This is a genomic window from Streptomyces albireticuli, assembly GCF_021228125.1.
GTDB lineage: Bacteria > Actinomycetota > Actinomycetes > Streptomycetales > Streptomycetaceae > Streptomyces > Streptomyces albireticuli.
The window spans coordinates 361,048-374,962 of record NZ_JAJQQS010000004.1 but is presented as its reverse complement, the minus strand read 5'-3'; the positions used below and the strand labels follow the sequence as shown (position 1 = coordinate 374,962).

Here is a 13,915-nt window from a genome sequence, read left to right as displayed (position 1 = left end):
AGCCTAGTCCCGCCACGTTCCCTCGCGTATGCGCCGGTTGCGTTCGTTCTGGTAGGCGTTGAATTCGTCGGCGCAGGGGCGGCACCGGATCCGGCCGTCTGAGGGCTCCCCGCATCGGATGCACAGACCGGCCTGACGGCGGTTCTTTCTGCGTCTGGTCACGAACGCATGGCTTGCGGGCCGCTGAACGGCGCGGCACTTCTCGCACCATCGGAAGGCGCACGCCTCGGGCAGGGGGTCTCCGCACCGGGTGCACAGTCCGAGTGCGCGGGCCAGGGTGCGTTCCCTCTCGCTGCTGAACTGCACGGCCTACGCCTCCGCCGTGTCCACGGCGTTGTTCACGAATGCCTTCTGGCGTTCCCTCTTGCCGGGCATCTGTCGGCAGTGGCATTCCGGGCCGCCGAGTTCCGTCAGACCCGTGCAGCCGTCCGGGCCGTGCCGCCGGGAAGTGTGCGAGCAATTCGGGCACACGGCAGCGGTTTTGATGGTCCACCCGGAGTTGAGGCCCGGCCCTTTGCGGCCGTCGTTCATGTGGACCCACGGTCGGAATGCGGAACCTGTTGCCATGGGGTGGACCATACGGGGGAGAATGGGCGGCGGAAAGAGGCATTCCCCGGCCTCGAATCAACCGACTTGGCCGGAGGCGTGATGAAGAGACGGGGTGGCTTCTTTCCGGAGCCGTGCGCCGACAGGCGCAGGGCGACCCATATGCGGGAGGCTGGCATGGCGTACGACATTCCCGGTGGCATCGGAGTGACCGGGTACAGCGACACGGACGACATTCTGAAGCGGCTGGACCGGCTCCGGGAGAGCGGCCCCACGTGGGACGACTTCAAGGGGCGCGCGGCCGACGGTGCGGGCCGGACGGCCAGCCTGGAGGAGGTCCGGGACCTCCTGGGGCCGGAGAGCGGCGGCCAGCGGCCGACGGCCAGCACGGCGGCCCTGGCGGAGATCCGGGATCTCCTGACGGATGTTCCGGTCCTCCTGGAGGAGTCGGCCCTGAAGTCGGTGGTCCTCCAGGAGAGCGGCCGTCTCATCCGGGCCGAGTGAGGCGCCCCTGAAACGCAGAGAGCCCCCCAGGGTGATCCTGAGGGGCTCTCGTGTGTCAGCGGTGGCCCGATTCCGGGTGTGCTTCCAGGTGGATTCCAGGTGCCTGAAGTGCCGTTTCCCGTGGAGGCCGTGGCCTTCATTCCGAGTCGGATTCCAGATCTTCCAGATCTTCCGAATCGGCCCGAATCGGGCAGGCGGTCAGCCGTTGTTGGACTTGTACGTGAGGCCGGACGACTTCCGGTTGGTGATCGTGGAGCCCCGGTAGTCGTTGACCACCTTCCGGGGCCCGCGCTGCGCGGCCGACCGCAGCACCAGCCACAGGAAGAGGCCGCCTACACCGAGGGCGGCAGCCAGCTCCAGGGAGACGGCCTGGAGGACGCCCCGGACGCCCTCCAGGGCCAGCCACACGCCTGCGCCAGTCGTGGGGGCCGCCAGGGCAACTCCCTTGGCCCACGCGGGCATGGGCTCCGGCGGCCGGACGGGATCCGGCTGCGGGACGTACGGCGTGGAGGCGAAGTGCCGGGCCTCCTCGCGGTGCCGCTCCAGGAGGGCCGCCACGTCCGGCCGGACGGCGGGACGGGACTCCGGCGCGTACGCCTGCGCGATCAGCCGCGCCGACTCGCGCTCTTCCTCTTCGGTCATGGGGTTGTGGGACATTGGGTGTCCTCCTCGTGAGTGGGAGAGAACGGGGCCCCGGTGCTGTGACGGGCAGGGGCCCCGTACTGCGGCCTTACGCGGTTTCTGCCTTGAGTGCCTGAAGGATCCGGCCGACCGAGGCCCGGGGGATTCCGGTGCTCTCTGCGATTTCGTCGACCGTTCGCGCTCCGCTCTGCTGCGCACCCTGGATCAGTCGAATGCGCGTTTCCCTGTCGGCCGGTGCTTTACTCGGCTCTTCCTTGACCAGGGTCAGGGTTCGGGACGGTGTGGGGTCCTCGGGGCCTTTGCCGTTTCCGGAATTCCATACGTTCGGCGGAAGTGCCAGGACTCCCGCATCGTCGAGCGTCCATGTCCGGATCATCCGAGGGCCGTAACCCTTCAGGTATCCGTGGCCGCGCCATTCCTTGCCCTGGGGGATTTGGTGCGGCGCGTAGTGCGCGCAATCGTCCAAAGCCACCTGAGCCTGAGTCGTACCGGCGACGCGGAGAGAGAAGCGCGTCAGGAGGTTGGGGGCGATCAGGTTGTGAACGCCGGGCGCCCGTCCGTCGGTCACCGGATATTGCGTCGCCCACCACAGAACGACACCCCGGGACCGGCCGAGGGAGGAAAGTTCGACGAGACGCTGTAGCCGTTCCTTGTCCTTGGCGATCTGAGAGAGCACCACCTGACCCTCATCGATCACGACCGTGATCTGTCGGCCGTCCCACACGCTGATGCCTCGCGCCTTCATATCGCGCTTGCGGCGGTTCATTTCGGCGTGAGTTTCATCGATCGCAGCGTCTATCTCGTCCGTTTCGATCGCTACGCGGCAGACTTTCTCCCAGATATTCGCCTCTTCGCCCTTGCCATCGATCAGGACGAGATCCCCGCGCAGGTGCGCGGTCGCCATGAGCGGACGCGTCGACCACGACTTGCCGGTGCCGCTCGCGCCCGAGACCAACAGGCGCTCGTCGAACGGGACCAGCACCTGTTCGCCGGTCTCGGTGTCGACCCCCAGGGACATCAGGCCCGGATCCGACGGGATCAGGTCGGGCGTCCACACGGAGGACGTGCCGTCGGTCGCCTTGCGTGTGGCGAGCGAGATCATGGCCCACCCGCCACGCGTGCCGGACGTGATCCGGATCCGCAGGGACGTGCGGGCCCCCAACAGGTTCCGGATGTTGTCGGCCTTGTCGGCAAGGCCCTTCACGGTCCACGTGCCATCGAGCCGGATCGCGCACCTGATGCCGCCGGGCGTGACGTCCGGGGGAGTGGTCACGGTGCCCTCCAGGCCCCGTTCCGGCGCATGCTGAACCCACCAGGAGGGATCGAGCCGGCTGATCAACTGCCGCTCCTCGGAGGACAGTCCATCGTCAACTCTGAGAACGACCGACCGGCGGCCGAGCCAGAGGGCCCCAGCGTTCAGGGCCGCCACGGACGCGGAGAGCGTGGCGGGCCACGGGGAGGTGAGAGCCCACGTGGCGACCGAGGCCGGGACGACGTGAGCGGCGTGCACCTGGAGGGCGCGGGCCCGGAGCGTCGCCGGATAGTTCGCCTTGGCCGCCTTCAGTTCGGTCCGGGCCTCACGCCTGTGACGGCGTGCGCCCTTGTCGGCGGTGCGGGCCGCCCTGCGTTCGGCCGACAGGGGGTTGGCGGTCGCCTTGCGGGCCGCCTGCCGCTGAACCTTCGCGGTGGCGGCCGTCGACCGGGCCGCCGTGTTCTCGCGCTGCGCCTTGATCAGGGCCTTCAGGTTGGCCGGTGTGCGCAGTGCGTTCCTGCGGTCCGCCTCCGCGTCCCATCGCTGGGCGAACGGGGCGAACGTGGGGGAGAGGGTGTCCAGGGTGTTGGTCACGGCCGACGCGAACGCGCCGAACTTTGACGTTCCGGTGTCCTCCTCGGTCTTGCCGACCGTGGGAGCATGCGTGATGTCCACGTGTTGCCTCTCAGGGTTGCGTGGATCGGGCCGGAGTCCTGCCAGGGGCTCCGGCCCTCTGTCGTTCTGTGCGGGGTGCTACGGGGAGTGACGGCCGTCCCGGTGAGACGGTGAGACGGCCGGGGCCCCTATAGGCCCGGGATACCGGGGTGAGATGACCTGATGTGCCCCGGATTGCCCGAGACGCGTGAGACGTCCGAGACGTCATGATCTTTGGTCACGGACTGTGATCCACCGGGCCGGAGGTCCTAGGGTGTCCCTGTGTCGCCTGTCGGCACACGAACGGCCCGCCCTCAACTCGAATGAGGGCGGGCCGTTCTCTGCGTGCTGTGCGGCCTGCGATTACCACCAGCGGCGGCGGCCGGGTACCAGGGTCGGGTGTCCGTTCAGCATGTGGTCCACACACTCGGCGCAGTCAGTGCGCCGGTCCTGCCGGGCGTGGATGCTCTTGTCGTGAGCGTGCCTCCAGCACTGCGGGCACTCTCCGGGCGGCGGGTTGTTCGGGTCTGCCATGGCGGCCTCCTTGGGTGGCTTCTTCCGGGTGTCAGTCGTGGGAGTCGGCGTCGGCGCGCAGGGCCTCTTCGTGCCGGTAGAGCTGATCGATAAGAGCGTTGGAGCCCTTCAGGTTCCGGTCCTTCATGCCGTCCCGCATGCGCTCCCGGAACTGCCGGAGGGAGGGCGGCGGGTCGGTCGCGTAGACCTCTGCGGCCAGGAGGCCGAGGGCCTTTTCGTCGACCGTGCCGGGCGCGGTGTGCCGGACCGTGCCGGAGGGCGTGCCACCTGCGGTTTCCGTGTCCGGCACGGCGCCCTCCAGGAGGGCCGCCAGGTCCTCATCCGTGATGAGCCCGAAGCCTTCCGGCACGGTGGCGGCACGGTCCGGCACGGGGTGCGCCGTGGCCGTCTCCGCGTACATCTCGGCGGCCTTGTGGCGCGTCCTCTGCGCCTTCCCCAGGGCCTTCAGCTCTCGGGCCTCCAGGTCGGCCGCAGCGCGGTACCCGTCCGCCTTGGCGGCCAGGGCGGCACGCTCCACGGCGATGCGGTCGCGGGTGGCCGACCGGACGGCGTCGATGCGCCGCTGTGCGTCGGTGCCGACACGCGTTGCGTCCCGGTGGGCGGCCATGATCCATGTCGCCTTGGCCAGGACCGGGATACCGGCCCCGATGGCGGCCACGGCCGCCGTGGAGACGATCAGGCCGTGAGCCAGGATGGCCGCCGACGAGACGGCCAGGAAGAGCCAGCCGAGGGCCTGCGGGAGCCGGGCACTGGAGCCCTGCCGCTTGTGGGCGACCTCCTGAGCCAGGGCGTACAGCCAGACGGCGTCATAGAGGACGGCCGCCGAGTAGGCGAACACTCCGGGCGCCTGATCCACCAGGAGGCCGCCGACGGCCTGAACCGTCCACACGGTCCCGATGGCCGTCAGGACGCCCGGCAGGACCCACGGGGCCGCCTTGCGCATGGTGTGCTTGACGTTCACGCGCGCTCCCCCGTCAGGTCACGGTCCGCCCGGATGCGGTCCATCTCCACCTCGATGGAGTCGAGGTAAAGGGCCACCCGGTGGCGGTCCTCGTCGGTCGTCGGCCCGGTGACCTTCCGCAGGCCGGTCAGCACCATCGACAGGCGCGTTTCGTTCTCGCTCATTGAATTCCCCTTCCATTGGCCCGAGTTGGCCCCAACCGGTCCGTACGGGACGGCCCGGAAGGCGACGACTCGGGTCGTCGTACTCCGCTGCGCTCTGTGGAGTTCTCAAGGAACGGCCGCTTCCTTGGTCCTGGCCGGTGGCCGGTGTCTTCCGGGCGGTGAACCGTTTGGTGCTGAATCAGCACCAGTGCCGATAGTACGCGCTCCAAATGGTGCGTCAAGCGGCTAGGCGTGCCTTTACGCGTAGCAAAGTGGCCTAGGTCGTATCGGATTCCGCACCAAATGGCCCTACCCTGAACCACATGGAACGGAATGAGGACCCCACGGCGGCCACGGTTGCCGCCAACCTGAAAAGACTTCGCACCGGCCGGAGTTGGTCAGTTCGTGAACTGGCCGACCGACTCACGCAGGCGGGCCGGACGTTCAGTCACTCCGCCGTGACGCGCACAGAGAACGGCACCCGGCAGGCCAGCGTCAGTGACCTGGCGGCATTTGCTGCTGTGTTCGACGTCTCACCGCTCGCGCTGCTGCTGCCCATGGCGGCCGACACGGAGGAGGAGGTGGAGGTGACCGGCATGGGGGCTGTACCGGCGGGCGCCCTGTGGCGGTGGGCGGCCGGAGAAGTGCCCCTGGAGGCGGCACGCACCGGATACACGACGGAGGCGGCCCTGTGGCGTTTCCAGACGGAAGGGCTCCCGGTGTTCCGGCGGGAATGGCCGCACCCCGAGGAGTTCCGGCGCAGGTTCGAGGGCGGGACCGAGTAATGGCGCGCGTATGGATCGAGGACCGGTCAGAGCATTCCGAGTACGTGGCGGCCATGGAAAAGTGGCGTGCCTCCGGAAAGAAGAGGCGGGCGCCCGGCCGGTGGCGTGTCCGCTGGTATGCACCGGACGGCAGTCCGAAGTCAAAGACGTGCCCGACGAAACCCGACGCGGAGCGGGAACGGGGCAGGATCGAAACACAGCTAAACGGCGGAACGTACCGGGACCCTTCCCGTAGCGACACCCTGTTTTCCGTGATCTGCGAAGACTGGTTTTCCAACCTGCGCAGGCCGGGGGTCCGTACCAGGGAGGATTACCGGGAGATCCTGGATCTCTACGTCCTGCCCTACTGGGGGGACTGGAAGGTGTCGGCAATCGACTGGGAGAGCGTGGACGAGTGGATCACCCACCTGGACAAGCTCCCCGGCCGCAAGGCTGAAACCACTATGTCGGCGGCACGCGTCATCAAGATTTTCCGCGTCGGCGGCATGGTGGCCAAGCGCGCGATACGTCAGAAGATGATCGCGGAAAACCCGTTCAAGGATCACGAACTTCCCGTGACTGGTGACGGGGGCGAACACGTTTACCTCACTCATGAGGAGGTGGAACGGCTCGCCGCTGCGGCCGGTGCTGTGCGCCCGGAGTTCGGGACCCTGGTCCGGCTGAAGGCGTACTGCGGTCCGCGCTGGGGCGAGATCTCCGCAATCAAGACTGACCGGCTCACGCTGCAAAAGCGGGAAATCCGGATCGTGGAGGCGTGGAGCAAGGTCAAGGGCGGAACGCGCATCCTGAAGGACACGAAGAACCACGAACGGCGGACGCTTCCCGTTCCCGTGTTTCTGTGCGCCGAACTGAAGGCGGTTGCCGCCGGAAAGAAGCGCGGGGAGTTCCTGTTCACCGGGGAGGGAACCGAGGCGATCACGTACGGGGAATGGCGCGGCGTGTGGGCCAAGGCGGTGAAGGCGGCCGGTCTGGACGGCCGGGGGCTCACGCCTCACAAGCTGCGGCACACGGCGGCCTCCCTGGCTATCGCATCGGGTGCCAACGTGAAGGACGTACAGACGATGCTCGGGCACAAGTCGGCGGCCATGACGCTGGACGTGTACGGCCACCTGTGGCCCGAGGGGCTGCACCAGGTGGCGGGCCGTCTGGACGCGGCCAGGGCCGCAGCACTGGCCGCCTCTGCCACGGGGGAAGAGGCCACCCCGGCGCTCGCCGCGTAGGTGTACGGAATATGTACGGGGCGCCCCCTTCCGAGGAGGCGCCCCGACTGTGTTTGTGGGATCAGCCTGCGGACTTTGCCGAACCGTTGCCGGTCCCGATCTCGCATCTATTGTGCGGGAACGGCCCCGGTGCGGATAGCGTCTGCACTATGTCTGATGCTGCGCAGCCAACCGCTGCCGAGGTACGCGCCGCCGCCGAGGCGGTCAAAGCCGCGCTGGACCGTCACCTCGCCGCCGTCGAACGCCGGTCGGGGGAGGACGACCCGGCCGTCTACGCCGCGTTCAACGAGCTGGCCGCGACAGCGGAGGCGTACGACGAACTGCTGTACGACGTCTATGACGAGGTGACCCCCTTCGAGATCCCGGGCGACGACACGCTGCCCGCCTACGCGGGACCGGAGGAGCCCAGCGCCCTGAGCGTCCTGATCCGCCGGGACTACGCGGTGGTCGAGCCCCAGCGGCTCCTCTCCCAGGCCCAGCGGGTCGCCGACCTCGATCCGGACATCGCCGCGGACGCGGGGGTGCCCGGCGGTGCGGCGGGCATCGTCGGCAGCAGTGTGCACGCCGCGCTCGGCGTGCTCTTCGGCGAGTACGAGCCCGACGAGATCGCCTCCCGGCACAAGGAGTTCGGTCTGGAGGAGGGCGACTCCACGCTGTGGGTCGCCGCCGCCGAGGACCAGGCCGAGCCGGGGGAGTGGCTCGGCGCGCCCTTCGACCAGGCCGACCCGCAGCGGGTCATCTGCCGCTTCGACGTCAGCGCCGTCTTCGACGAGGACCTGGACCTCGACGACGACGGTGACGATGCCGACGACGGCGGCGGTCGTGAGGCGGCGGGCGGGCGGGGCTCCGGGTCTTCGGGGCGCTGAACTCGCGCGTACGGGCTCACCCGGGGGCGGGGGAGCCCGTCGCTCCGGTCTGCTTCGGGGGCTGTGCGGGTCGGCCGGTCCTGTGGGGGCCGGGGTGTAGGCCCTTGGCTGCCCGGCGCGGATCCGGTACGCCCCGGCCTGCCCTGCGGGGAGTCCGGGGCGCCTCGGCCCGGGCGGGCCCGTACGCCCCTCTCCGCTCGGCGGGAGGGCCCGTGCGGCGCCCGGGGCACCCCGGGGGAGAGACGGGACGGGGCCCGTCCGCGTCTCCCCCGGCGCCTCACAAGCCTTCGGTGTCGTTACTCCGCCGGGCGCCCCTGGGCCCGTAGCAGGGAACGGAGCCGCGTCGTCCGCTCCTTGGCGGGGACCTCGGCGACGGCGCGGGGCAGCGCCTGCTCGACGCCGTGCACGACCGACAGGTGCCGCTCCGCCCTGCCGAACGCGGTGTAGACCCACGACCGGGTGAGCGTACGGGCGGCGTCGCCCGGGAGCACCACCACGGCGGCCGGCCAGCGCGCTCCGGCGGCCTGGTGCGCGGTCACCGCCCAGCCGTGCCGGACCTCCTCGCCCACCCGCTCCCTCGGGACGACCACGGGCGTGCCGCCGCAGTCCAGGCGCAGCCCTTCCGCGTCCGCGGAGACCACGGTGCCCGTCACCGTCCGGCCGGGTGCCGGGACGTAGGCGATCCGGTCGCCGGGGTCGAAGCCGCCGAACCGGCCGGGGCCGGGGTTGAGCCGCTCCTTGAGCGCCGCGTTGAGCGCGCGGGTGCCGGCGGGGCCGCCGTGGCCCGGTGTGATGACCTGGGTCCGGTCGGCCGGCACGCCGATCGCGCGCGGGATGGAGTCCGCGACCAGCTGGACCGTGCGGTGCACGGCCTCGGCGGGCTCCCGCACGGGCACGATCACGACCTCCTTGCCGGGGGCCTCGACCTGGCCCAGCTCCCCGACGCCGACCCCCGACACGAGCTCGCCGATCGGGCCGGGGTCCGGGGTGCGCGAGACGACCACCGGGCAGGACTGGGCCGCGAGCACGTCCGCGAAGACCCTGCCGGGGCCCGCGGACCACAGCACGCCGGGATCGCCGCTCAGCACCAGCCGGGTGCCGTCCGCCAGCGACTCCACGAGCATCGCGGCGGCCTCGACGTCGAGCTGCGGGGCGTCCGGCACGGCGAGCAGGTCGAGCGCGAGCGCGCCGTCGGCGTCCCGCCCCGGGCCCTCCCGGCCGGCCAGCAGCCCCGCGACGGTGACGGCCGCGCCGTCACCGAGCTCGGCGGCCCGCCGCTTGCCGTCCTCGGTGTGCACGGCGACACACGCCCGCAGGCCCGCCGCCCGCGCCGCGAGGACCATCCCCACGACCTCGGCCCGCGAGGCCTCACCGCCGCTGTGCGCCACGACGCCGGCGCCCGCGACCGCGCGGATCAGCTCGGCGCCGGACGGCGAGACGGCACCGACCGCGAGGGCCTCCCAGTCGGGGGAGGGGGTGGTGCCGACGGCGTCGGCGCTCCCGGGAGCGGCTTCCGTCGGCCCGGCCGCGTCGGCGGCGGAACGGTCCGCGTGGCCGGCGCCCGCCGAGCGGGGGACGTCCCCGTCAGCCGCATCCGGTCCGGGGTGGTCCGCGGCGGCCCCTTCGGGCGCTGCCGTCTCGGCGTCCGTCGAGGCGGTGGTGTCCTCGGCGGGCGTGGTCGGCTCGGCATCGGCGGCCGTGGCCTCAGCGGTTGCCACCGTCTCGGCGTCCGCCGTGTGGGGGACGTCCCTGTCGGTCACATTCGGCTCGGGCCGGTCGGTCGTGGCCTCTGCGGGCGCTGCCGCCTCGGTGTCCGCCGGGCGCGTGGTGTCCCCGTCCGTCGTGCCGGTGCCCGGCGAGCCCGCCGAGTCGTCCGGGGCCCCCGCAGCGGTGGCTTCCGGCGTGCGGGAGCCGGTCTCCGCCGCCTCGTCACCCGCCGCGCCGGGGGCTCCCGGTGCGGCGGCCCGCTCCGGCTCGAAGTTGTTGATCAGGCGGCCCAGGCCGTCCGCGAGGCTCTCCTCGGCCATGGCGTAGCGGTCCAGGCCCAGCAGCAGCCGGACCGGGACCTCCGCGTCCGGGTCGGCCTCGCGCGCGGCGCGGGCGGCGCCCGGGTTCTCCAGCGCCTCCTCGAAGACCAGCACCGCGCCCTCCGCGAGGGATCCCTGAAGGGCCTCGTCCGGGTCCGGCACCGCGTGCCGCGCGAGGGCGGAGCGCAGGACCGACGCCTCCAGCACCGTGTGCCCCGCGTCCGCCGCGCGCTCCAGCAGCCAGACCGTCAGGGCCTGGGCCCGGCGCTCGTCGTCCGGGCCGCACTCTGCGCCGAGCAGGGTCCGGGCGAAGCCGTCCGCCTGCTCGGGCCGTACGCCCGGGACGGCCAGCAGCCGCCAGGGGTCGGCGCGCAGCGCCTCGGCGGCGTGCTCGCCGAGCGCCTCGGTCACCGGGCCGGTGAGCTGCTCCGGAGCGCCGCCCGCGGCCAGCACCTCACGCACGCTCCCGAGTCCCTCGGCGCTGACGACGGGGCGCGCGGGCCGCTCCGCCACGGGTGCCGCCGGGGCGGCGGCCACGGGCGCGCCCGCGCGCTGCGGTGCCGGCCGGGCCGGGGCCGCCTGCCTGCGCGGCTCGTTGAAGAACGCCGTCGCGGGCTTCTCCCCGCTCTCGACGGCCCGCACGGCGGCGGCCAGCGCCTCCGCGACGGCGGACCGCTTGGCGGAGGCACCGCCCCCGCCGCCCTGCGCGTCCGCGCCTTCCGAACGCGCGGCACCGGACCCGGCGGTCTCCGGGTTTGCCCCCGGGGAGTTCCCGCCCTTCGGGACGGCGCCCTCCGCGTCCGCGGTCCCCAGGCTCGCGTCCTCCGAGCGCGCGGCGCCGGCGTCGGCATCCACCGGACCCGCCCCCCGGCAGTTCCCGCCATCAGGGCCCGTGCCCTCCGGGGCGCCGGCCTCCGCGTCCGTGCCTTCCAGGTCCGTGCCTTCCGGGGCCGCGTCCCCCGAGCCCGTGTCCTTCGGGGCGGCGGTCTCCGAATCCGTGCCCTCCGGGCCCGTGTTCTCGGGGGTCGTGGCCCCCGAGTCGGTGCCCGTCGAGGTGGCGTCCCCCGAGCCCGCCTCCTCCGGGCCCGCGCTCTCCGAGCCCGCGTCTCCCGAAGCCGCGTCCTCCGGACGCTCGGTCCCCGGACTCGCGGCCCCCGGCGTCGTGCCGGCCGCGCCTACCTCGCCCGTCGTGGCAGCCGCGGTCTCCATCGCACCCGCACCCGCACCCGCACCCGCACCCGTGCCCGCGGCTCCCGCCCCCGCGCCCCCCGGCGCCTCTCGCTCGGCGGGCGGCGGTGCCGGGGTGGCCTTCTCCGGCTCCGCCGGGGTGGCTTCGCCGGCGGGGCGATCGGTAGTCACAGGGTGCTCCAGTCCTGATCGGGATAGCGGTGCACAGGGGCCGACACATCGTCGAGCGCCTGGCAGATCTCGTCCGGAAGCGTAAGCGCCTCCACTGACAACGCCGCCCGCAGCTGCTGCGCGGTCCGCGCGCCGACGATCGGGGCGGTCACCCCGGGGCGGTCGCGCACCCACGCCAGGGCCACCTTCAGGGACGTCGTCGCGAGGCCGTCCGCCGCCGTGGCGACGGCGTCCACGACCCGGCCCGCCGTCTCGTCCAGATACGGGGCGACGAAGGGCGCGAGGCTCTCCGAGGCACCCCGCGAGTCGGCGGGTGTCGCGTGGCGGTACTTGCCGGTGAGGACGCCGCGGCCGAGCGGCGAGGACGGCAGCACCCCGATGCCCAGGTCGAGCGCGGCGGGCAGCACCTCGCGCTCGATGCCGCGCTGGAGCAGGGAATACTCCATCTGCGTGCCGGCCAGCCGGGTCCGTATGCCCGGCGCGGCCAGCTGCCAGGTGGCCGCCTTGGCGAGCTGCCAGCCGCTGAAGTTGGAGACGCCCGCATAGCGGGCCCGCCCGCTGCTGACGGCGATGTCGACCGCTTGGAGGGTCTCCTCGACCGGCGTCCAGGGGTCGAAGGCGTGGATCTGCCACAGGTCCACATGGTCCGTGCCGAGCCGCTCCAGGGAGGCGTCGAGCGCCGAGAGCAGATGCCCCCGCGAGCCGTCGAAGCGGCGGTCGGGGTCGGGGACGCTGCCGGACTTGGTCGCGATGACCAGATCGCGGCGCGGGACGAGCTCCTCCATCAGCTGGCCCAGGAGATACTCGGCGCCGCCGTCCGCGTAGACATCCGCCGTATCGACGAGGGTGCCGCCCGCTTCCCAGAACGTCTTGAGCTGCTCGGCGGCGTCGTGCTCACTCGTGTCCCGGCCCCAGGTGAGCGTGCCGAGCCCGATCCGGGATACCCGCAGCCCCGTGCGGCCGAGATGCCTTAGCTCCATGAGCGCTGACCCTACTGGCCGCGGCACATCCCGTGGCGCCCTGTGGATAACGCCGCGGACCACCCGTCCACCAGGCGTTGACCGCCCGGTCGCCCGGGCCGCCGCCCGGCCGGCGGCCGACCCGGCGCCGTCACACCGATGACGTACTCCGGTCCGGCGCGCTACAGTCCCCGGGACAACGACGTTACTGATCAGTAAGGGGAGTCGGCATGGGGCGAATGAGGCTCGGAATCAACCTCGGCTACTGGGGCGCCGGGATGGACGCCGACAACCTCGCGGTCGCCCGCGAGGCCGACCGGCTGGGCTACTCGGTCTGCTGGGCCGCCGAGGCGTACGGCTCGGACGCCCCCACCGTGCTGTCCTGGGTCGCGGCGCAGACCGAGCGGATCGACATCGGCTCGGCCATCTTCCAGATCCCCGCCCGTACGCCCACGATGACGGCGATGACCGCGGCCACCCTGGACTCCCTCTCCGGCGGCCGCTTCCGGCTCGGCCTCGGCGTCTCCGGCCCGCAGGTCTCCGAGGGCTGGTACGGCGTGAAGTTCGACAAGCCGCTCGCCCGCACCCGTGAGTACGTGGAGATCGTCCGCAAGGCGATGTCCCGCGAGCGCGTCACCCACGCCGGTGACCACTGGACCCTGCCGCTCCCCGGCGGTCCCGGCAAGCCCATCAAGCTGACCGTCCACCCCGTGCGCGAGCGCATCCCGCTCTACATCGCCGCCATCGGCCCGAAGAACCTGGAGCAGACCGGCGAGATCGCCGACGGCGCCCTCGTCGTCTTCTTCGCCCCGGAGCACGCCGAGGAGACCACGCTCGGCGCGATCCGCGCGGGCCGCGAGAAGATCGGCAAGGACCTCGACGGCTTCGACCTCGTGCCGAGCGTCTCCATCGCGGTCGGCGACGACGTCGGCGCGCTCGCCGACATCTTCCGCCCGCACACCGCCCTCTACGTCGGCGGCATGGGCAGCGCCAAGCAGAACTTCTACAACAAGCTCGCCCAGCGCATGGGCTACGAGAAGGCCGCCGCCGAGATCCAGGAGAAGTACCTGGCCGGCGACAAGGTCGGCGCCGCCGCGGCCGTACCGCGCGAGCTGATCGACTCCACCACACTGCTCGGCCCCGTGGAGCGCATCGCCGACCGGATGCAGGCCTACGCGGACGCGGGCGTCACCACGCTGTCGCTGCTGCCCGCCGGCTTCACCCTGGACGAGCGGATCGCGGCCCTGCGGGCCGGCGTCGAGGCGATGGAGCGCGCCGGCCTGGCGTAGCGGAGGGAAACCTGCGGCCGTGGTGGGGGCTCGGGGTGTCTTCCCCGCCACGGCCGGTACAGAGCACAACGCCCGTACGCGCACGGGGTTACGCGCCGCCGCACCGGAATCCCGTGCGAACCGCACCAGCCGGGTCCCACCCGTTCGGCCCAGCGGCCGTCACCTCCTGTTGCC

General features: G+C 72.1%; 11 protein-coding genes. 5 read left to right on the top strand and 6 right to left on the bottom strand.

What is annotated here, in order from left to right; translation table 11 throughout:
- Positions 1-723 precede the first annotated feature (723 nt).
- Positions 724-1,050: a hypothetical protein gene (locus LUZ64_RS10055; protein ID WP_143593020.1), complete on the top strand. Its 327-nt coding sequence runs from the start codon at positions 724-726 to the stop codon at positions 1,048-1,050.
- A gap of 198 nt (positions 1,051-1,248) precedes the next feature.
- Here the strand turns inward: LUZ64_RS10055 and LUZ64_RS10050 are convergent, their stop codons facing one another.
- From LUZ64_RS10050 to LUZ64_RS10030, 4 genes are all read right to left on the bottom strand, one after another.
- A complete protein-coding gene (locus tag LUZ64_RS10050; protein ID WP_095579146.1) occupies positions 1,249-1,707 on the bottom strand; it encodes a hypothetical protein in 459 nt (152 codons plus the stop codon).
- A 73-nt stretch (positions 1,708-1,780) separates the two neighbouring features.
- A complete protein-coding gene (locus LUZ64_RS10045; RefSeq protein WP_232390404.1) occupies positions 1,781-3,619 on the bottom strand; it encodes an FtsK/SpoIIIE domain-containing protein in 1,839 nt (612 codons plus the stop codon).
- A 544-nt stretch (positions 3,620-4,163) separates the two neighbouring features.
- A complete protein-coding gene (locus LUZ64_RS10035) occupies positions 4,164-5,093 on the bottom strand; it encodes a hypothetical protein (protein ID WP_095579144.1) in 930 nt (309 codons plus the stop codon).
- On the bottom strand, positions 5,090-5,257 hold the full coding sequence (locus LUZ64_RS10030; protein ID WP_170116660.1) for a hypothetical protein: 168 nt from the start codon (positions 5,255-5,257) through the stop codon (positions 5,090-5,092). The genes LUZ64_RS10035 and LUZ64_RS10030 overlap by 4 nt, the downstream gene beginning before the upstream one ends.
- Before the next feature lie 302 nt (positions 5,258-5,559).
- Here LUZ64_RS10030 and LUZ64_RS10025 point away from each other — a divergent pair, with 302 nt between their 5' ends.
- The 3 genes from LUZ64_RS10025 (at position 5,560) to LUZ64_RS10015 (ending at position 8,107) form a co-directional block, all read left to right on the top strand.
- Complete coding sequence (locus LUZ64_RS10025) at positions 5,560-6,021, top strand: helix-turn-helix domain-containing protein (protein WP_095579143.1); 462 nt, start codon at positions 5,560-5,562, stop codon at positions 6,019-6,021.
- A 251-nt stretch (positions 6,022-6,272) separates the two neighbouring features.
- Positions 6,273-7,241 (top strand): tyrosine-type recombinase/integrase, encoded by a 969-nt coding sequence (locus tag LUZ64_RS10020; protein WP_232390403.1) that lies wholly within the window; start codon positions 6,273-6,275, stop codon positions 7,239-7,241.
- Between the two features lie 149 nt (positions 7,242-7,390).
- The gene (locus LUZ64_RS10015; RefSeq protein ID WP_232390402.1) at positions 7,391-8,107 is read left to right on the top strand and encodes a hypothetical protein; all 717 of its coding nucleotides are present in this window, start codon (positions 7,391-7,393) and stop codon (positions 8,105-8,107) included.
- Between the two features lie 296 nt (positions 8,108-8,403).
- Here the strand turns inward: LUZ64_RS10015 and LUZ64_RS10010 are convergent, their stop codons facing one another.
- Positions 8,404-10,947, bottom strand: coding sequence for a helix-hairpin-helix domain-containing protein (locus tag LUZ64_RS10010; RefSeq protein WP_372472043.1), 2,544 nt, complete (start codon positions 10,945-10,947; stop codon positions 8,404-8,406).
- A gap of 542 nt (positions 10,948-11,489) precedes the next feature.
- Positions 11,490-12,473 (bottom strand): aldo/keto reductase, encoded by a 984-nt coding sequence (locus LUZ64_RS10005; RefSeq protein WP_095579139.1) that lies wholly within the window; start codon positions 12,471-12,473, stop codon positions 11,490-11,492.
- Positions 12,474-12,691: 218 nt separating this feature from the next.
- Here LUZ64_RS10005 and LUZ64_RS10000 point away from each other — a divergent pair, with 218 nt between their 5' ends.
- The gene (locus LUZ64_RS10000; RefSeq protein ID WP_095579138.1) at positions 12,692-13,741 is read left to right on the top strand and encodes an LLM class F420-dependent oxidoreductase; all 1,050 of its coding nucleotides are present in this window, start codon (positions 12,692-12,694) and stop codon (positions 13,739-13,741) included.
- Positions 13,742-13,915 lie beyond the last annotated feature (174 nt).

Coding starts and splice junctions, on each gene's coding strand:
- LUZ64_RS10055 (WP_143593020.1), top strand. CDS start 724: ATGGCGTACGACATTCCCGGTGGCATCGGAGTGACCGGGTACAGCGAC.
- LUZ64_RS10005 (WP_095579139.1), bottom strand. CDS start 12,473: ATGGAGCTAAGGCATCTCGGCCGCACGGGGCTGCGGGTATCCCGGATC.
- LUZ64_RS10030 (WP_170116660.1), bottom strand. CDS start 5,257: ATGAGCGAGAACGAAACGCGCCTGTCGATGGTGCTGACCGGCCTGCGG.
- LUZ64_RS10025 (WP_095579143.1), top strand. CDS start 5,560: ATGGAACGGAATGAGGACCCCACGGCGGCCACGGTTGCCGCCAACCTG.
- LUZ64_RS10015 (WP_232390402.1), top strand. CDS start 7,391: ATGTCTGATGCTGCGCAGCCAACCGCTGCCGAGGTACGCGCCGCCGCC.
- LUZ64_RS10000 (WP_095579138.1), top strand. CDS start 12,692: ATGAGGCTCGGAATCAACCTCGGCTACTGGGGCGCCGGGATGGACGCC.
- LUZ64_RS10050 (WP_095579146.1), bottom strand. CDS start 1,707: ATGTCCCACAACCCCATGACCGAAGAGGAAGAGCGCGAGTCGGCGCGG.